At 74.8% G+C, this 18,392-nt stretch carries 16 protein-coding genes and 1 tRNA gene; 2 read left to right on the plus strand and 15 right to left on the minus strand.

What is annotated here, in order from left to right; translation table 11 throughout:
* Positions 1-250: 250 nt before the first annotated feature.
* The 9 genes from ACWIX7_RS08735 to ACWIX7_RS08775 all read right to left on the minus strand — a co-directional run bounded on the left by ACWIX7_RS08735 (position 251) and on the right by ACWIX7_RS08775 (position 9,323).
* Positions 251-916: a hypothetical protein gene (locus ACWIX7_RS08735; protein WP_448621153.1), complete on the minus strand. Its 666-nt coding sequence runs from the start codon at positions 914-916 to the stop codon at positions 251-253.
* Positions 913-1,662, minus strand: a complete 750-nt coding sequence (locus ACWIX7_RS08740; protein ID WP_448621154.1) for a CDP-alcohol phosphatidyltransferase family protein — start codon at positions 1,660-1,662, stop codon at positions 913-915. Before ACWIX7_RS08740 ends, ACWIX7_RS08735 begins: the two co-directional genes overlap by 4 nt.
* Complete coding sequence (locus ACWIX7_RS08745; protein WP_448621155.1) at positions 1,659-2,909, minus strand: DUF1972 domain-containing protein; 1,251 nt, start codon at positions 2,907-2,909, stop codon at positions 1,659-1,661. Before ACWIX7_RS08745 ends, ACWIX7_RS08740 begins: the two co-directional genes overlap by 4 nt.
* Before the next feature lie 399 nt (positions 2,910-3,308).
* Complete coding sequence (locus ACWIX7_RS08750) at positions 3,309-4,796, minus strand: sugar transferase (RefSeq protein WP_448621156.1); 1,488 nt, start codon at positions 4,794-4,796, stop codon at positions 3,309-3,311.
* 199 nt (positions 4,797-4,995) lie between these two features.
* Entirely contained in the window at positions 4,996-5,583 is a 588-nt protein-coding gene (pth, locus tag ACWIX7_RS08755) for an aminoacyl-tRNA hydrolase (protein WP_448621157.1), read from the minus strand.
* A gap of 62 nt (positions 5,584-5,645) precedes the next feature.
* On the minus strand, positions 5,646-6,350 hold the full coding sequence (locus ACWIX7_RS08760) for a 50S ribosomal protein L25/general stress protein Ctc (protein WP_448621158.1): 705 nt from the start codon (positions 6,348-6,350) through the stop codon (positions 5,646-5,648).
* Positions 6,351-6,694: 344 nt separating this feature from the next.
* Positions 6,695-7,675: a ribose-phosphate diphosphokinase gene (locus ACWIX7_RS08765; RefSeq protein WP_448621159.1), complete on the minus strand. Its 981-nt coding sequence runs from the start codon at positions 7,673-7,675 to the stop codon at positions 6,695-6,697.
* Positions 7,676-7,722: 47 nt separating this feature from the next.
* Entirely contained in the window at positions 7,723-9,219 is a 1,497-nt protein-coding gene (gene glmU, locus ACWIX7_RS08770; protein WP_448621160.1) for a bifunctional UDP-N-acetylglucosamine diphosphorylase/glucosamine-1-phosphate N-acetyltransferase GlmU, read from the minus strand.
* A 31-nt stretch (positions 9,220-9,250) separates the two neighbouring features.
* A tRNA-Gln gene (locus ACWIX7_RS08775) sits at positions 9,251-9,323 on the minus strand.
* A 169-nt stretch (positions 9,324-9,492) separates the two neighbouring features.
* On the opposite strand from ACWIX7_RS08775, the gene ACWIX7_RS08780 reads away from it, so the two are divergent.
* Entirely contained in the window at positions 9,493-10,482 is a 990-nt protein-coding gene (locus ACWIX7_RS08780) for an acyl-CoA desaturase (protein WP_448621161.1), read from the plus strand.
* 95 nt (positions 10,483-10,577) lie between these two features.
* A complete protein-coding gene (locus tag ACWIX7_RS08785; protein ID WP_448621162.1) occupies positions 10,578-11,207 on the plus strand; it encodes a TetR family transcriptional regulator in 630 nt (209 codons plus the stop codon).
* A 63-nt stretch (positions 11,208-11,270) separates the two neighbouring features.
* On the opposite strand, the gene ACWIX7_RS08790 is transcribed toward ACWIX7_RS08785, so the two are convergent.
* The 6 genes from ACWIX7_RS08790 to metG form a co-directional block, all read right to left on the minus strand.
* Entirely contained in the window at positions 11,271-12,236 is a 966-nt protein-coding gene (locus tag ACWIX7_RS08790; RefSeq protein ID WP_448621163.1) for a 4-(cytidine 5'-diphospho)-2-C-methyl-D-erythritol kinase, read from the minus strand.
* A complete protein-coding gene (rsmA, locus tag ACWIX7_RS08795) occupies positions 12,233-12,958 on the minus strand; it encodes a 16S rRNA (adenine(1518)-N(6)/adenine(1519)-N(6))-dimethyltransferase RsmA (RefSeq protein ID WP_448621164.1) in 726 nt (241 codons plus the stop codon). The genes ACWIX7_RS08790 and rsmA overlap by 4 nt, the downstream gene beginning before the upstream one ends.
* Positions 12,959-13,111: 153 nt before the next feature.
* Complete coding sequence (locus ACWIX7_RS08800; RefSeq protein WP_448621165.1) at positions 13,112-14,212, minus strand: ubiquitin-like domain-containing protein; 1,101 nt, start codon at positions 14,210-14,212, stop codon at positions 13,112-13,114.
* A 532-nt stretch (positions 14,213-14,744) separates the two neighbouring features.
* Positions 14,745-15,584 carry a hypothetical protein gene (locus ACWIX7_RS08805; RefSeq protein WP_448621166.1) on the minus strand — a complete coding sequence of 280 codons (840 nt, stop codon included), beginning with the start codon at positions 15,582-15,584 and terminating at the stop codon, positions 14,745-14,747.
* Between the two features lie 125 nt (positions 15,585-15,709).
* Positions 15,710-16,588, minus strand: coding sequence for a TatD family hydrolase (locus ACWIX7_RS08810; protein ID WP_448621167.1), 879 nt, complete (start codon positions 16,586-16,588; stop codon positions 15,710-15,712).
* Complete coding sequence (gene metG, locus ACWIX7_RS08815; RefSeq protein ID WP_448621168.1) at positions 16,585-18,378, minus strand: methionine--tRNA ligase; 1,794 nt, start codon at positions 18,376-18,378, stop codon at positions 16,585-16,587. The genes ACWIX7_RS08810 and metG overlap by 4 nt, the downstream gene beginning before the upstream one ends.
* Positions 18,379-18,392: the final 14 nt, after the last annotated feature.

The following is an 18,392-nucleotide window of genomic DNA, read 5'->3' on the forward strand; positions in this document are numbered from 1 at the left end:
GGCCGACAGTGAAGACATGTGATTCCCCCGCTCGTGCAGCACGACTCGCCGGTCTCCACGGACCAGCAGACGGACACTAAGCGTCACCGCCGGGGCCCCGGCATCCCCCGATGCGGTGACGAGTCCCAGGTCAACGCTGACCACGCTCCGTGGCTCATCACTGTGGGTGACATCCGGGCCTGTCGGCGATGCGCGCAGGGCCCCGGCGAAACCGCCGGGGCCCTGCAGGGGTGGAGCTGGTGGGGAGGCGTCAGCCGACCGCGCCGGCGAAGACCAGGAACGGGACGCCGGCTCCGTAGCCGACGGTCAGGGTGACGACCTCGCGGTCGTCCTCGGGCACGGTGAAGACGTAGACGCCCTCGGTGGACCCCCCGGGGTCCAGCGTCCCCGCGAACGGGGCCCGCGAGGGGTCGTCCAGCGGCGAGGCCGGCGTGTGGGCCGGCCCGTGGGTGAGGGTGATGCTCACCATGCCGAGGTCGACGGGGTCCGCCGTCCCGTTGGTCAGGCGCACGGTGGCGCGCAGGGCCGGCCCGGCGACGTTGCCCACGCCCTCCGCGGTCCCGTCGATCCCCTCGAGGGAGACGACCTGGCCGCGGACGCCGTCCTCACCCGCGGCCTCCTCGTCGAACGCGACCGCAGGCAGGCTGCGGGGCAGCTCGGCGGCGTCACCCGGGGCCGCCTCGTCGGCGGTCGCCGGCGCCGCCTCCTCCGGAGGCGTCGTCGGAGCGGCCCCGGCAGCGCTGCTGGGAGCAGCGGGGGACGACGTCGCCGTCCCGGCCGCCGCGACGTCGCCGTCGTTCCCACCGCGGACCAGGAGGCCGAGGAGGACGATCGCCAGCACGACCAGCGCCGCGACCGCGCCACCGATCGCCTCACGTCGGAGCGAGGGCGCCGGCCGGTTCTCGGGGACACTCATCGCGGCAACCTGCCCATCTCGCGGAACCACTTGACCGAGGCGAGGGCGAGGAAGCCGGCCGCCGCCAGGAAGAGGACGGTGTAGGTCGGGACGAACAGCGGGGGCGCCCCGAAGAGGACGAAGACGCAGGCCAGCAGGCCGTAGTCGGTCGGCAGCGTCAGCAGCGAGCGGCCCACGCCGACCCGCTGGGCGGTGCGCTGCGCCCGGGTGGCGACCCCGTGCTGGGCGCGCAGCGCCTCGTTGAGCATCGTGCCGAAGTAGGTGACGGCGTCGACCACGCAGTAGCCCAGCGGCACCAGCAGCCAGATCTCGTCGACGACGTCGGCGCGGTACCAGCCGATCAGCACGGCCAGGTGCAGGCTGGAGGCCTTGGCGGCGTCGACCATGTGGTCGAGCCACTCCCCCGCCGGTGAGCCGCCGCCGCGCAGCCGGGCCAGCTGCCCGTCGGCGGCGTCGAGCGCGTACCCGAGCACCAGGCAGGCGGCGACCGACAGACCCATGGGCACCGAGGGCGGCGCCAGGGCGAGCAGCGCGACGCCGGTGGCGGTGAACGCGGCGCTGACCGCGGTGACCGCGTTCGGCGTGAGCCCGGCGTGGAAGGCCAGCGCGGCGAACAGGCGGCCGAGCGGGCGGTTGACGAAGCGCGAGTAGGCCGGGGCTCCGGTGGCGCCCTTCTGCGCGGCGGCCAGCCGGCGGACCGTCGTCCGCAGGTCGTCGGCCGGGCGGGCCCCGACGGCTGCGGTCACGGCCGCACCACCGGGAGGTCCTCGACCGCCGGGGCGGGCGCGGGCAGCGGGACGACGTCGGCCGGCCGCTGCGCCGGGCGCGGGGCCGGCGGCGCGTCCGCCGCGGTCGGCCGGCGGCGCCCCGAGGGACGGCGGGCCGGGAAGCGCCGCTCGGCCAGCGCGCGGGCGAGCTCCCCGTAGCCGGCGGCGACGGAGTCCCAGTCGTAGCCGCCGGCCAGCTCGCGGGCGCGCTGCCCGGAGCGGGTGACCCGCTCCGGATCGGCCTCGACCGCGACGACCTCGCGGGCGACGTCGGCCGGGGTGCGGAAGTACCGCCCCGCGTCGGCGACCACCTCGCGGTTGAAGTCGACGTCGAAGGCGGTGACCGCGGCGCCGGCGCCGATCGCGCGCAGCAGCGAGGGGTTGGTGCCGCCCACGGAGTGCCCGTGCAGGTAGGTGGCGCAGTTTGCGTACAGCTGGTCGAGCAGCTCCTGGTCCCAGACGCCGCCGAGGAAGCGCACCCGGTCGTCGGCGAGGCCGTGCACGCGGGCGGTGTACGCGTCGGCGTAGGGCGCCGAGCCGACGACGACCAGCGGCTTGGTGGCCGTGCTGGCTGCGTAGCCCTCGACGATGACGTCGACGTGGTTCTCCGGCTCGAACCGGGCGACCACCAGGTGGTAGCCGCGCGGCTCGAGGCCGAGCTCGGCCAGCCGATGCGCGCCGGGCTCGATGAGCGGCGCGCCGTAGGTCAGCAGCGTGGTGGGGGCGGCGAAGGCGTCGCGGTAGTAGTCCGCGATGCCCTGCGCGTCGGCGATGAGCGCGTCGGACCAGCGGACGGCGAGCGCCTCCGCGGCCCGGTAGTAGCGCCGTCCCGTGCCGCCCCACTTGGCCCGCTTCCACTCCAGGCCGTCGACGTGCGTGGCGACCGGGATGCGGGCGGCGCGCAGCGCCGGCAGCAGCGGCGAGTTCGCCGCGTTGAACAGGATGGCTGCGTCGGTGCGGTGGGCCAGCAGGTGGCGGACCGACAGGGCCGTGTGGCTGAGGGTCTCGAGCGACCGGCGGCGGGCGGCCGGCAGGTGCACCAGCTCCATGCCCAGGTGCTCGGCCGGCGGCGGCTCCTGCGCCCCGGGGACCGTGCGGCAGTACACGACCACCCGGTGCCCGGCGTCGGCCAGCCGGCGGCCGATCTCCTCCACGGCCGTCTCGAAGCCGCCGTACCGGGCCGGCACGCCGCGCGTGCCGACCATGGCGATGCTCACGTGGTCCACCGGGGGCCTCCGTCTCGCGTCCGAGCAGGTCGGACGCCGTCTGCGTGCGGGACGCGCGGTTCCGTCGCCCTGGGTGAGCATCGACGGACACCGCGCTCGTGGGGAGGTGTGCGGGGGGTGCCCTCACCCGCACGGGGCACGGCCGTGCAGGGCGCCTCGTTGCCGCGGTCGGGGGCAGGGAGGCCGCCCCTCAGGGCCCGCGCCGAGCCCGGTGTGGTGCTGGAACGGCCACCCTTCAGAGGCCCGCGCCGAGCCCGGTGTGGTGCTGGAACGGCCACCCTTCGGAGGCCCACGCCGAGCCTGGTGAGGTGCTGGAACGGCCACCCTTCAGGGGCCCGCGCCGAGCCTGCGAGTGGCGGGGGGCGAGGGGGTCCTTCAAGGGGGGGGAGGGTGGTCCTTTCAGTAGGCCCCGGAGCTGCTGACGACGGCGCGCACGGTCTTGACGAGGATCAGCAGGTCCATCGCCAGCGACCAGTTCTCGACGTAGCGCAGGTCCAGCCGCACGGACTCCTCCCACGGCAGGTCTGAGCGCCCGGAGATCTGCCACAGCCCGGTGAGCCCGGGCTTGACCAGCAGCCGGCGGCTGACCGACGTGTCGTAGCGGGCGACCTCACCGGGCAGCGGCGGGCGTGGGCCGACCAGCGACATGGAGCCGCCGAGGACGTTGAACAGCTGCGGCAGCTCGTCCAGTGACAGCCGGCGCAGCACCCGGCCGACCGGGGTGACCCGCGGGTCCACGCGCATCTTGAACAGCAGGCCGTCGGAGATGTTCTGCGCCTGCAGCGCGTCGACCTGGCGGTCGGCGTCGACGACCATGCTGCGGAACTTCAGCATCGTGAAGGCCTGCCCGTTCACGCCGACCCGCTCCTGGCGGTAGAGCACCGGGCCGGGGCTGGTCACCTTGACGGCGAGGGCGATCGCGAGCAGGACCGGGGCGAGGAGCACCAGCGCCAGGGCGGCGACGGCGCGGTCCATGCCGCCCTTGATCACCCGCTGCCAGCCCTCGAAGCGCGGCTGCTCCACCGACAGCAGCGGCAGCCCCTCGAACGGGCGGATGTGCAGCCGCGGGCCGGCGACCTCGACGAGGCCGGGCGCGACGAGCAGCTCGATGCCGGTGCCCTCCAGCTGCCAGGACAGCGAGCGCAGGTACTGCGAGGCGGTCTCGCTGGCGGAGGTGACGGCGATGGTGTCCGCACCGAGGTGGCCGGCCAGCGTCAGGACGTCGTCCAGACCGGCGACGGGGACGCCGGCGACGCGGGACACCCGATCGCGGTCGTCGGGGGTGACGCAGGCGGCGACGACCTCCAGCCCGGCGAACCGCTCGCGGCGCAGCCGGTCGACCAGCTCGAGGGCGGCGGTGCCGCGCCCCACGACGACGACCCGCTTGGTGCAGCGGCCCTGCGCGCGCAGGCCGCGCAGCGTGCAGCGGGCGGCGAACCGGCCGAGCAGGGTGCCCAGGGTCAGCGCGGGGACGGCGCCGACGACCAGAGCCCGGCTGAGGTCGAGGTCGGCGGCGTAGGAAGCGAAGCCGGCGACAGCCAGCAGGACGAAGCCGGCCTTCCCGACGGCGCGGTACTCGTCGCTGCCGGTGCCGAAGACCCGCTCGGCGTGGGCGCCGGTGGCGTGCAGCAGCACCGGCCAGACGACGACGAGGCCGAGGCTGGCCCAGAACAGCGAGGTCGTCGGTGAGGCGTCCGGGTGGGCGCCGAGGACGGTCCAGGCGGCGACCGCGGCGGCCACGACCTCGAAGCCGGTGAGGGCGCGCGAGTAGCGGCCGGCCCAGGCGGCGCCGCCACGCCACAGCCGAGGACGGCGCAGGGCGGACGGCGGCTCCGCGAGCGCACGGGACGCCGTCCCTAGTCGAATGGTGGACTGGTCGAGCAGCACGGTCCCCCCCCGGACACACGTGACAACGTGTAGTCGGCATCACTCGTACGTGGGCGACCACTCGTCCATGAGCAGCGAATCCGCCCGGGCACGGCGCCCGACGTCGGATCGACCATCACAGCGCGTCACGGGTGGGTCAATGCGGGGGGGGACTCGTTCACCCGTTGGGGACGGTGGGTCACCCACCCGGGGCGCCCGGTCAGGTGCGGGGGTGGACGACGTTCTGCGCCGCCTCGAGGCCCTGCGCGAGGAGCTCCTCGGTCGCGTCGGCGGCCTCGGCGACCAGGAGGCCGAGCTCCTTGCGCTCGGTCGCGGAGAAGTCCTTGAGCACGAAGTCGGCGGGGTCCTGGCGGCCGGGCGGGCGGCCGATGCCGACGCGTACCCGGAGGTAGTCCTTCGTGCCGGTGGAGCGGGTGATCGACCGCAGGCCGTTGTGGCCGCCCTCGCCGCCGCCGCGCTTGAGCCGCACGCTGGCGAAGGGGATGTCGAGCTCGTCGTGCAGCACGACGAGGTCGGTGGGCGGGATGGAGTGGTAGTCGAGCAGGCCGCGGACCGGGCCGCCGGACTCGTTCATGTAGGACGTGGGCCGGGCCAGCACGACGCGGCGGCCGGCCAGCCGTCCCTCGCCGATCAGCGTCCGCGCCCGCTTCCCCTTGCCGGGGGACAGCTTCATCCCGGCGCGGGCGGCGAGCTCGTCGAGCACCATCGCGCCGACGTTGTGCCGGTTGCCGGCGTAGGAGGAGCCGGGGTTGCCCAGCCCCACGACGAGGAAGGGCCCCTCGGACACAGCCGCAGGGGCGCCGGCGTCGCCGGCGCCCCTGCGGGTCGTGTTCTCGCTCAGGGTCGACCTCAGCCCTTCTCGGCCGACTCCATCGACTCCCCGCTGCCCTGCTCCTGCGGCTCGGGGACGACGTCGCCCTGGCCGACGCCCTCGGCGGGCTCGGCGGACTCCTCGCGCTCGATGCCGGCCTCGGCCTCGGCCTCGGCGAGCTCGGCCTCGAGGGCCTCGGCGGTCGGGGCGCCCAGGAAGCCGATGACGAGCGCCTCGGGGTCGGTGACCAGCGTCGCGCCGGCGGGCAGCCCCAGGTCGGCCGCGATGATGTTCTGCCCCGCGGTGTGACCGGTGACGTCGACCTCGATCGTCTCGGGCAGGTTCGTGGCGTCCGCCTCGATCGAGACGGTGTTCAGCTGGTGGTTCGCGATCGCGTCGACGCCGGGCTCACCGACGATGACGATCGGCACGTCGACGGTGGTCCGCTCGCCGCGGCGGACCAGGAGCAGGTCGACGTGCTCGTGGACGCGGGTCAGCGGGTCGCGCTGCACCGACTTGGTGAGCGCCAGCTCCTCCCGGCCGTCGAGGACGACGGTCAGCAGGACGTTGGAGCCGCCGTTGCGCAGCGCCGCGGCGAACTCGCGGGCCGGCAGCGACAGGTGCACGACGTCCTGGCCGTGCCCGTAGAGGACGGCGGGGATGCGGCCGGCCCGGCGGGTGCGGCGGGCGCTGCCCTTGCCGAACTCGGTGCGGGCCTCGGCGACGAGGCGGAAGTCAGCCACGGTGGTGTGCTCCTCGGGAGGTGGATCCGGGTCGGTGGCCGGCACACGGCGCGGCACGCCCCTGGAGGCACACGCACGTCGATCACGGAGTACGGCGGACCGTCTCCCTCGCCGGGCAACTCCTCCACGGTACCTGACGCCGCAGGACCGCCGTGCGGGTAGGCAAGAGGCCGGCACTCGAGCCGGGACGGCAGGTGGCCGGAGTGAACCGGTCGCGGGGGCCCGGAGGGCCTCCCGACCGGGGCACGGGGAGGGCTCAGCTCAGCAGGGGCACGGCACCTGGCCGCGGTGCGGTCCGGAGGACCGCGGTGTCATGGCCGCGGTGTCCGCCGGTAGGCCGACAGTTAGCTCGCGCCGCCGAAGAGGCTCGTCACGGAGCCGTCCTCGAAGACCTCCTTGATCGCCCGCGCCAGCAGCGGGGCGATGGACAGGACGGTGAGCTTGTCGAACTGGCGGGCCGGCTCGATGGGCAGCGTGTTGGTCACGATGACCTCGCTGATCCGGCTGTTCTTCAACCGGTCGACCGCCGGGCCGGAGAGCACGCCGTGCGTGGCACAGACGATGACGTCGGCGGCGCCCGCGTCGAACAGCGTCTCGGCGGCCTTCACGATCGTGCCGCCGGTGTCGATCATGTCGTCGACCAGGATGCAGACCCGGCCCTCGACCTCACCGACGACGCGGTTGGCGACGACCTCGTTGGGCTTCATCGGGTCGCGGGTCTTGTGGATGAAGGCCAGCGGGACGCCGCCGAGCTTGTCGCTCCACCGCTCGGAGACGCGCACCCGCCCGGAGTCCGGTGAGACCACGGTGATGTCGCGGTCGCCCCAGCGCTCGCAGACGTGCCCGACGAGCAGGTCGAGGGCGAAGAGGTGGTCGACCGGGCCGTCGAAGAAGCCCTGGATCTGCGCGGTGTGCAGGTCGACGGTCATCAGCCGGTCGGCACCGGCGGTCTTGAACATGTCGGCGACGAGGCGGGCGGAGATGGGCTCGCGGCCGCGGTGCTTCTTGTCCTGCCGGGCGTAGGGGAAGAACGGCACGACCACCGTGATCCGCTTGGCCGACGCGCGCTTGGCAGCGTCCACCATGAGCAGCTGCTCCATGAGCCAGGTGTTGATCGGCGCGGTGTGGCTCTGGACGATGAAGGCGTCGGAGCCGCGGACGGACTCCTCGAAGCGGACGAAGAGCTCGCCGTTGGCGAACTCGTAGGACGCGGTGGGGGTCGGCGTCACGCCGAGGTGCCCGGCGATCTCGTCGGTCAGCTCGGGGAAGGCCCGGCCGGAGAAGAGCATCAGGCTCTTGCTGGTCGCCTGCCGGATCGCGCTCATCGGCTCGTCCACCCCTGCTCGTCCGTCGGTCGGGCGACCGGCGGGCCCTACTCGGACGCCTCCGCGCGAGTGTCGGCCGCCGCCTCGGCCCCTGCATCCCCAGCCGCCTCGGCGGCCTGCGCGGCAGCCGTCCCGGGACGACGCCGACGTACCCAGCCTGCCACATTGCGCTGGCGCGCCCGCGCGACGCCCATCGCCCCCGGGGGGACGTCGTTGGTGATCACCGAGCCGGCCGCGGTGTAGGCGCCGTCCCCCACGGTGACCGGCGCCACGAGCATGGTGTCCGAGCCGATGCGCACGTGGTCGCCGACCCGCGTGTGGTGCTTCTCGACGCCGTCGTAGTTCACGAAGACCGTCGCCGCGCCGACGTTCGAGCCCCGCCCGATCGTGGCGTCGCCGACGTAGGAGAGGTGCGGCACCTTGGAGTCCTCGCCGACCTGCACGTTCTTGGTCTCGACGAAGGCGCCGACCTTCGAGCCGGCGGCCAGCCGGGTGCCCGGCCGCAGGTAGCTGAACGGGCCGACGGTGGCGCGGGGGCCGACGACCGCGCCGAGGACGTGCGAGCGGACCACGCTCGCGCCCTCCTCGACGGTGGTGTCGACGAGGGTGGTGTCCGGTCCGACGACGGCGCCGGTCGCGACCGACGTCGTCCCCCGGAGCTGGACGCCGGGCTCGAGCATCGCGTCCGCCGCGACGGTGACGGTGACGTCGACCCAGGTGGTGGCCGGGTCCACGACGGTGACGCCGGCGCGCATCAGGTCGTCGAGCACGCGGTCGTTGAGGGTCCGCCGGCGGGCGGCGAGCTCACGGTGGTCGTTGCAGCCGAGCACGTCGACCGGGTCCTCGGCGGGGGCACCGCCGACCGGGGCGCCCTCGGCGACGAGCAGGCCGAGGACGTCGGTGAGGTACTGCTCGCCCTGGTCGTTGTCCTCGCCCAGGGAAGCCAGCGTCCGGCGCAGCGCAGCGGCCTCGCCGACGTAGACGCCGGCGTTGACCTCGCGGATGGCGCGCTGCTCGGGGGTGGCGTCGCGCTGCTCCACGATGGCCCGCACCGCGCCGTCGGCGTCCCGCACGATCCGGCCCAGGCCGGTGGGGTCGTCGACCTCGGCGGTCAGCACGGTGAGCACGTTGCCGGCGGCGCGGTGCGCGTCGACCACCGCCGTCACCGTCTCGGGGCGCAGCAGCGGGGCGTCGCCGTTGACCAGCAGCACAGGGCCCTGGAGGTCGGGGACGGCGGCCAGCGCCACCGCCGCGGCGTGCCCGGACCCGCGCTGCTCCTCCTGCACGACCGGCCGGGCCTGGGGGGCGACCTGCGCCAGGTGCTCCCCCACGGCCTCCCGGCCGGCGCCGACCACCACGAGCGTGTGCCGAGGGGCGAGCGGCGCGGTCGCGGCCAGGACGTGGCCGAGCATGCTGCGTCCACCGAGGGCGTGCAGCACCTTGGGCGTCGACGACCTCATCCGGGTGCCCTGCCCGGCGGCGAGGACGACGACGGCGGCGATCCCGCCCTCGGGAGCGGCACCGGGCGGCAGCGGTTCGGACACGGATCTCCTCGGCCTCGGGCGTCTGTCGTTGCTGGGGGACTCGGACTCGAACCGAGACTTCCCGGCTCCAAAGGCCGGCGGGCTGCCGATTACCCCATCCCCCATCGCGGGCGGCACGGACACCGGACCGGCGCCCTCCGAGAGCCTAGGCGTCCGCCCCGCCGGGCTCCGACCCCCGCGCCCGGCGGGCGGGGTTCCCTACGGTGACGTAGCTTACGGTTCCGTACCGGTACGGCGGCCTCGCCGGACCGCACGACGCGACCTGGAGGCCGCTTGTCCGCTCCTGCCCGCACCCGGCCCACGGCCCCGGTCCTCCGGCCGGCCGCCCCCGACGCCGGTCTCCCGGCGAACGCCCTCGGCAAGGAGAAGGGGGCGTTGGAGCAGGTCACCCTCTACGTCTTCGTCGTCGTACCGTTCCTCGCCCTCGCCGCCGTCGTCCCCGCCGTGTGGGGCTGGGGCCTGTCCTGGCTCGACGTGGGTCTGGCCGTCGGCTTCTACTCCCTCACGCTGCTGGGCATCACCGTCGGATACCACCGGCACTTCACCCACGGCTCGTTCAAGGCCGCGCGGCCGCTGCGGATCGCGCTGGCCGTCGTCGGCTGCATGGCGATCCAGGGCCCGGTCGTGCAGTGGGTGGCCGACCACCGCCGGCACCACGCCTTCTCCGACCGCGAGGGCGACCCGCACTCGCCGTGGCGTTACGGCACCGACGCCCGCGCGCTGCTCAAGGGCATGTGGCACGCCCACCTGGGCTGGCTGTTCGACCGCCGGCAGACCAGCGCCGAGCGCTACGCCCCCGACCTGCTCAAGGACACCGGCCTGCGCCGCACCAGCCGGCTGTTCGTCGTGTGGGCGTTCCTCAGCCTCGCGCTGCCGGCCGTCATCGGCGGCCTGGCAACGGCGAGCTGGACCGGCGCGTGGACGGCGTTCTTCTGGGCCGGGCTGGTGCGGGTCGCGCTGCTGCACCACGTGACCTGGTCGATCAACTCCGTCTGCCACGTGGTGGGTGACCGGCCGTTCGTCTCGCGGGACCGCGCCACGAACTTCTGGCCGCTGGCGATCCTCAGCGCCGGGGAGTCGTGGCACAACCTGCACCACGCCGACCCGACCTGCGCCAGGCACGGCGTGCTGCGGGGGCAGGTCGACATCAGCGCCCGGGTCATCTGGGTGTTCGAGAAGCTGGGCTGGGCGCACGGCGTCAAGTGGCCCGACCCGGTCCGGCTGGCGGCCAAGCGCCGCCAGCCGGTGACGGCCGCGTCCTGAGAAGCACCCCGTCCCCCTCACCCTTCGCAGGCTCAGGGCGAGCCTCTGGACGGGGCCGGGGGACGACGGGCAGCGCGGCGCGGCCCCGGGTGCGGATGACCGGCGCCCAGCGGCGCCAGCAGCTGCTCGACGTCGGCCGGGAGGTCTTCGCCCAGCGCGGCTACGACGGCACCTCCATCGAGGAGCTCGCCGCGCGCGCCGACGTCAGCAAGCCCGTGGTGTACGAGCACTTCGGCGGCAAGGAGGGGCTCTACACCGTCGTCGTCGACCGGGAGATGCAACGGCTGCTGGACCGCTTCACCTCCGCCCTGGCCGCCGGCGGCTCCCCGCGCGAGCTGCTGGAGCGCGCCGCGCTCGTCCTGTTCGACTACATCGAGGAGGACACCGACGGCTTCCGGGTGCTCTCCCGCGACTCCCCCGTCACCGACCCGCCCGACGGCTACGCGTCCCTGCTCGGGGAGGTCGCGCACCGGGTGGAGCACGTCCTCGGCGCGCAATTCAGCGCCCGCGGCCACGACCCGGCGCTGGCCGAGCTCTACAGCCAGGCGCTGGTCGGGATGGTCGCCCTGGTCGGGCAGTGGTGGCTGGAGCGCCGCTCGCCGAGCAAGGAGGAGGTCGCCGCGCACCTGGTCGACCTCGCCTACAACGGCCTGGCGCACCTGCAGCCCTCGACCGGTCGCCGTCCCGACGGGTCACGCCGCGAGCCTGCGAGCGGTGGGGGGTGAGGGGCGGCCCCGTCCAGGGCACCGCCCTGAGCCTGCGAAGGGCGGGTGGGACGGGGTCCTTCTTCAGCCGACCAGCCGCGCGCCGGGCACCGGTCCGTGCACCGCCCGGACGGTGCGGTAGACGCCCTCCCCGGCCAGCGCCGCGGTCAGCCGGACGGCGGAGTCCTCGTCCTCGGCGAGCGCCGCGACCGTCGGGCCCGACCCGCTGACCAGCGCGCCGGCGGCCCCGGCCGAGGTCGCCGCGCGCAGCGCCCGCCGCAGGTCCGGCCGCAGCGAGAGCGCCGGGGGCTGCAGGTCGTTGCCGAGCGCGGCGGCCAGCGCCGGGACCGGCCCGCTGCGCAGCGCCGCGATCACCGGGTCGGGCGCGCAGAGCTCCTCCCCGTCGGGCACCCGGCCCGCGGCCCGCAGCCGGTCCAGCTCGGCGTAGACCGCCGGCGTGGACAGCCCCTCCCCGGCGATGCCGAGCACCCAGTCCCAGCGGCGGCGGGCCAGCACCGGCGACAGCTGCTCCCCGCGCCCGGAGCCCAGGGCCACCCCGCCGAGCAGGCTGAACGGGACGTCGCTGCCGAGGCGCGCGGCCAGCGCCGTCAGCTCGCCGCGGGTGGCGTGGGTGCCCCACAGCGCGTCGAGGGCGACCAGCGCCGCGGCGGCGTCCGCGCTGCCCCCGGCCAGCCCCGCTGCGGCCGGGATCGACTTGTCGATGGTGATGGCGGCGTCGGCGGGCACCCCGGCCTGCTCGGCCAGCAGCTCGGCGGCCCGCCAGACGAGGTTGCGGCGGTCGGTCGGGACGGCGTCGCCACCGCTGCCCGTCGTCCCCTCGCCGGTGACGGCGAGGGAGAGCCCGTCGCCGGGCCGCACGGTCACCGTGTCGAACAGCGAGACGGCCAGGTAGACGGTGCGCAGCTCGTGGAAGCCGTCGGAGCGCAGCGGCCCGACCGCGAGGTGCACGTTGACCTTGGCGGGAGCACGGGCGACGACGGCGCCGTCCCCGGCCAGCCGGCCGGGACCGCCGGGTGAGGACCAGCTCATGCCGGGACCTCCGTCGCGGCCAGTCGGGCGAAGTCCTCGACCGACAGCTGCTCGCCGCGGGTGGTCGGGTCGATGCCGGCGGCGCGCAGCCGGGCCTCGGCGGCCACCGGGCTGCCCGCCCAGCGGGCCAGCGCCGCGCGCAGTCCCTTGCGGCGGGTGGCGAAGGCGGCGTCGACGACGGCGAAGGTGGCCGCCCGGTCCCCCGGTGGCGGTGGACGGCGGTCCAGGGCGACCAGGCCGGAGTCGACGTTGGGCTCGGGCCAGAAGACCCGCCGTCCGACGTTGCCGGCCCGCCGCACGTCGCCGTACCAGGCGGCCTTCACCGATGGCACGCCGTAGGCCGGCGAGCCGGGGGCCGCGGCGAGCCGCTCGGCGACCTCGGCCTGGACGAGGACGAGCGCGCGCCGCAGTGTCGGCAGCAGCTCCAGCAGGTGCAGCAGGACGGGCACCGCCACGTTGTACGGCAGGTTGGCCACCAGCGCCGTCGGAGCGGGCCCCGGGACCTCGCGGATGCGCAGCGCATCGGCCTCGACGACGGTGAGCCGGTCGGCCATCTCGGGAGCGCGCTCGGCCACGGTGCGCGGCAGCAGCGCGGCCAGCCGGGGGTCGATCTCGACGGCGGTGACGTGCGCGCCGGCGGGCAGCAGACCGAGGGTCAGCGAGCCCAGCCCCGGGCCGACCTCGAGGACGACGTCCTCCGGGGTGAGCTCGGCGGTGCGCACGATCCGCCGGATGGTGTTGGCGTCGTGCAGGAAGTTCTGCCCGAGGGTCTTGGTCGGACGCAGGTCGAGCTGCTGGGCCAGGTCGCGGATGGCGGCCGGGCCCAGCAGCCCGTCGGCCTGCTCGGGTGGGGTGCTCAGCTCAGCAGGGTCCGATCAGTTGAAGAGGCGCGAACCGCAGTGCGGCCACTGGCCGGCGCCGGAGCGCTGGTAGAGCAGCTGCGCACGGTAGGTCTGCTCGTCGGCCGAGGCGGCGGCCGGGTCGCCGCTGCCGCCGACAGCGTTCCACGTGCTCTGGGAGAACTGGTACATGCCCCGGTACTTGCCGCTGCCGCTGACCGCGTGGGGGCGGCCGCCGGACTCGCACGCCGCCAGGGCGGCCCAGTTCAGGCCGTCGGCGCTGGGCTTGTTGCCGGCGGAGACCGGGCGCTCCTTGGTGCCGACGGTGACCAGCTCGTCGACCGGCTCGCGGGTGACCGTGGTGGCCAGCTGCTCGCGGCCGGTCTCGACGCCGTCGGTGACGGTGACCCGGTAGGTGGTCACCTGCTCGCCCTCGACGCCCTCCTGCGTGACCGTCTCGTCGCCCTCGAGAGCGTTGGGGTCCTCGGTCTCGACGGTCCGGTAGTCGATCGGCGTGGGGACGGCGACCTCGCTGACCTGCACGCGGAAGACCTGCAGCCGCATGTGGGCCAGCAGCGCCTGGTCCGGGTACATGCTGGTGCGGTCGGTCGCGCCGAGCGCGATCCCCTGCTCGACGAGCAGGTCACCGGCGGTGGCCGCGGTGGTGGTGACGACGCGCTCCTGGCCGTCGACGACGAGCGTCACGGGCTTGGGCGTGGTGATCGACAACTCCATGCCGTCGAGCGGGAGGCGCTCGCTGCGGCTGGCGGAGACGACCAGGTCCTCGGCGCGGTAGCCGAGCTGGGCCAGCGCCTCGTCGACCGACAGCGCGGTCACGTAGACCTCGCTCTGCACGCCGTCCACGGTGAGGGTGAGCGGGCGGGCGCGGTTGACCACCACGGTGTCACCATCGGCGACGGGAGCGGCGGCGTCCGGCAGGACGACGTCGTGCGACTGCGTCTGCAGCCCCTCCTCCTCGAGCACGTCACCGACGGTGCCGGCGTAGGTGCGGACCTCGCGCGCCTGCCCGTCGACGGTCAGCGTCACGGACTTCTGCGCGGCGACGTAGGCCGCGGAGCCGCCCACGAGTCCCAGCAGGACCAGGGCGAAGAGGACGGACTTCAGCGATCGGGGCACGACTCTTCCAGGGCTCAGGAGACCCGGGTAGAGGCGCGCACGGGCACCACGCCGGCTGGCGGGTACCGAGCACGTCCCGGCCCGGACGGCAGACGACCGGGAGACGGAGCTCCCGGTCGTGGTGCCCTCCGGGACGGTCCCCACCCCGGCTGGTCACGACACGATAACGGACACGATCTGTCTGGCGACGGTGCGCGACGAGTGAACCAGCGAGGCGATGTGTCGACTCGGGGACGCGCCGACACGGTCCGTGACGGCCGCGCCGCGTGGGACGCGTGTGACGAGTGCGCAGCGTGAGGCCGGAGGGGTGAGCAAGCCCACGCCGGGTGAGCCCGCGATCGAGCGCCGGGCGCGGCTCAGCGCAGACCGGGGACGGCGCCCGGCCGCGGTGTCAAGGGGAGTCGCCCCCGCGAGGGTCGGCCCGCGGCGCGGGGGCCGGAGGCTCCCCGACGCGGGGCGACGGATCAGCTCAGCGCAGGCCGGGGACGGCCATGGGTCGCGGTGTCGGCCGGAGGCCGACAGATCACACAGGTCACACGGTCAGCGCGCGGTCGTCGACCCGGATCGGCTTGAGCCAGGTGACCAGGAAGACGGCGAGGGCGAGGCCGGCGGCCAGCCCGGCGAAGCCCCCGGCGACGAGCGCCACGGGCACCAGGTCGAAGCCCGCCGTCACGCGGTCGCCGAGGTCGATGCCCGCGGTCAGCAGCAGGGCCCCCAGAGGCAGCAGCGCCAGCACGCTGACCGCCGCGGCGACCAGGTGCGCCGTCCAGGTGCGCAGCGCCTCGTCGACCGGCACGTCGGCGCCCTCGGCGGGCAGCGGGCGCACCTGCGCACGCAGCAGCGCCACCTCGGCGAGCACCCAGGCGACCAGTGGGACGACGACGGCGACCCCACCGACGCTGTCCGGCAGCTCGCCGCGCTGCCACATGAGGACGGCGGCGGTCAGCTCGGCGACGATGACCAGGCGCATCGACCAGAGCAGCCCCATCGAGATCAGCTCGGACTGGCGCGGACGGCGGGGCGGGGAGCCGGTCCGCCAGCGCGGCCGGGGGCGGGTCGCCTCGGCGAGGACGACGCCCAGCAGCAGCCCGAGGACGAGAGCCGGGAGCCACAGGAAGACCGACGCCTCGCCGAACAGCGCGATGCTGACGCCGATCCCGGCCAGCCCGAGCAGGAAGCCGAGCCGGCGCACCCGGCGTCCGTGCTGGGCCTGACGGGTCAGGGTGGCGAGCCCCTCCGGCGTGGGCGTGGTGAACCCGACCGCCGCTGCGGCGACGGCACGGCGTCCGGCGGCCAGGGCCCAGGCGCGGGCGAGCAGGACACCGGGCACCAGCACGGCGATGAAGAGCACGACGGCGATGAGGCGGCCCACGCAGACCAGTGTGCCCCTCCGATGCCACCGTCGGCCCCGCCGCAGGGTCCCGCGCCGAGCGCCGGCGAGGGTGGGGGCAGCCGGCCCCCGCTGCAGGGGCCCGCGCCGAGGGGAAGCGGGGTCCTTCACCAGCTGCCGAAGACGCGCTCGGCGGTGGCGGTGAGGTGGACGCAGAGCTCCTCGAGCTCGACGCCGGTGACCTCGGCGAGCGCGCGCACGGTGTGCGGGACCAGCCGGGAGGCGTTGGGCCGGCCGCGGAACGGCACCGGGGTGAGGAACGGCGAGTCGGTCTCCACCAGCAGCTGCTCGACCGGCGTCAGCGCGGCGGCCTCCCGCAGGTAGGCGGCGTTGGCGAACGTCAGCGTGCCCGCGAACGACAGCACGAAGCCCCGCTCGACGCACGCCGTGGCGAACGCGGCGTCGCCGGAGAAGCAGTGCATCACGACGTGCTCGGGGGCGCCCTCGTCGTCGACCACCCGCAGGATCTCGTCGTGCGCGTCGCGGTCGTGGACGACCAGCGCCACGCCGCGCTCCTTGGCGATCCGGATGTGCGCCCGGAAGGAGGCCTCCTGAGCCGCCCAGCCGTCGGGCCCGGTGCGGTAGCGGTCCAGGCCGGTCTCCCCCAGCGCCCGCACCCGCGGCAGCGCCGCCAGCCGGTGGATCTCGGCCAGCGCGTCGTCGGTCGCCGCGCCCGCGCCCGCCTCGTTGGGGTGCAGCGCGACGGCGGCCAGCACGTTCGGGTGCCGGGCGGCGAGCTCGGCCGACCAGCGGGAGGAGTCGACGTCCACCCCCACCTGCACCAGCCGCGGGACGCCGACGGCCGCGGCCTCCGCGATCTCGGCGTCGACGTCCTCGGGGGCCGGCGGCTGCCCGTCCTCGGGACGGAAGCCGCTGAGCACGATGTCGAGGTGGGTGTGGCTGTCGACCGCCGGCGCCGGCAGCGGCTCGGGGGACGGCGGCTTCTCCCCCCTCCGGTTGGCCCGCGACCCCGCCGACCGGCTCACTCGCCGCCCTCGAGCCGGGCCAGCTCCTCCTCGACGATCGACTCGTCCAGCTTCCGGAAGACCGGGGTGGGCGGCGACAGCGGCGTCCCCGGTGGCAGCGGCCGGGAGGCCCAGACCGCCTGGCCCTCGTCGTAGTCGCCGGTGATGATCGGGTACGGCGAGCCGTCGTCGAGGTCGGTGGCCTCCTCGACGCGCGGCTCCGGCGACCACACGCCGGTGCCGCCGAGCAGCTCGTGCACCTTCTGCGCCGAGTGCGGGAGGAACGGGGTGAGCAGCGCGTTGCAGTCGCTCACCGCCTGCAGCGCCGTGTGCAGCACGGTGTCCCGGCGGGCCGGGACCTCCTTGAGCTTCCACGGCGCCTGGTCCGACAGGTACTTGTTCGCCTCGCCGACCACCCGCATCGCCTCCGCGGCCGCGGCCTTCTGCCGGTTGCGCGAGAGCAGCTCCCCGACCGGGCCGAAGGCGCCCTGCGTGCTCCCGAGCAGCGCGCGGTCGGCGTCGGTCAGCTCGCCCGGCGTCGGGACGGCGCCGACGTTCTTCGCCGCCATCGACACCGTGCGGTTGACCAGGTTGCCCCAGCCGGCGACCAGCTCGTCGTTGTTGCGCCGCAGGAACTCCGCCCAGGTGAAGTCGGTGTCCTGGCTCTCCGGCCCGGCCGCGGCGATGAAGTAGCGCAGCGCGTCGGCGTCGTAGCGGGCCAGGAAGTCGCGGACGTAGATGACCACCTGGCGGGAGGAGGAGAACTTGCGCCCCTCCATCGTCAGGAACTCGCTGGAGACCACCTCGGTCGGCAGGTTGAGCCGGCCCAGCGACCCCGGCGTCCCGCCCTTGTCGCCCTCGCCGTCGTAGCCGAGCAGCTGGGCGGGCCAGATCTCGGCGTGGAAGACGATGTTGTCCTTGCCCATGAAGTAGTAGGCGTCGGAGTCCGGCGTCTGCCACCACTGGCGCCACGCGTCGTCGTCCCCGGAGCGGCGGGCCCACTCGATGGAGGCCGACAGGTAGCCGACGACGGCGTCGAACCACACGTAGATGCGCTTGTCGGGGCGGTCGCGCCAGCCGTCGAGCGGCACCGGGACACCCCAGTCGATGTCGCGGGTGTAGCTGCGCGGCTTGAGGTCGGTGAGCAGGTTCTTCGCGAAGTTCAGGACGTTGGGCCGCCAGCCGCGCCGCGAGTCCAGCCAGTCGCCGAGGGAGCGGGTGAAGGCCGGCAGGTCGAGGAAGTAGTGCTCCTCCTCGACGAACTTCGGCGTCTCGCCGTTGATCCGGCTCTTCGGGTTGATCAGGTCGACCGGGTCCAGCTGGTTGCCGCAGTTGTCGCACTGGTCGCCGCGGGCGCCGTCGTAGCCGCAGATCGGGCAGGTGCCCTCGATGTAGCGGTCGGGCAGGGTGCGCCCCGTCGACGGGCTGATCGCGCCGAGCGTCGTCTTCGGGAAGACGTACCCGTTCTTCAGCAGCCCGAGGAAGATCTCCTGCGCGATCCGCGCGTGGTTGACCGTCGTCGTCCGCGTGAACAGGTCGTAGGACAGCCCGAGCGACTGCAGGTCGCCGACGATGATCCGGTTGTTGCGGTCGGCGATCTCCCGCGGGGTCACGCCCTCGGCGTCGGCGGCGACGGTGATCGGCGTCCCGTGCTCGTCGGTGCCGCTGACCATCAGCACCCGGTCGCCCACCATGCGGTGGTAGCGGCTGAAGACGTCCGAGGGGACGCCGAAGCCGGAGACGTGGCCGATGTGCCGCGGGCCGTTGGCGTAGGGCCAGGCCACGGCGGTCAGGATGTGCCGATCACTCACGGCACGAGCCTAGG

This window comes from Geodermatophilus sp. URMC 65, from assembly GCF_053502545.1.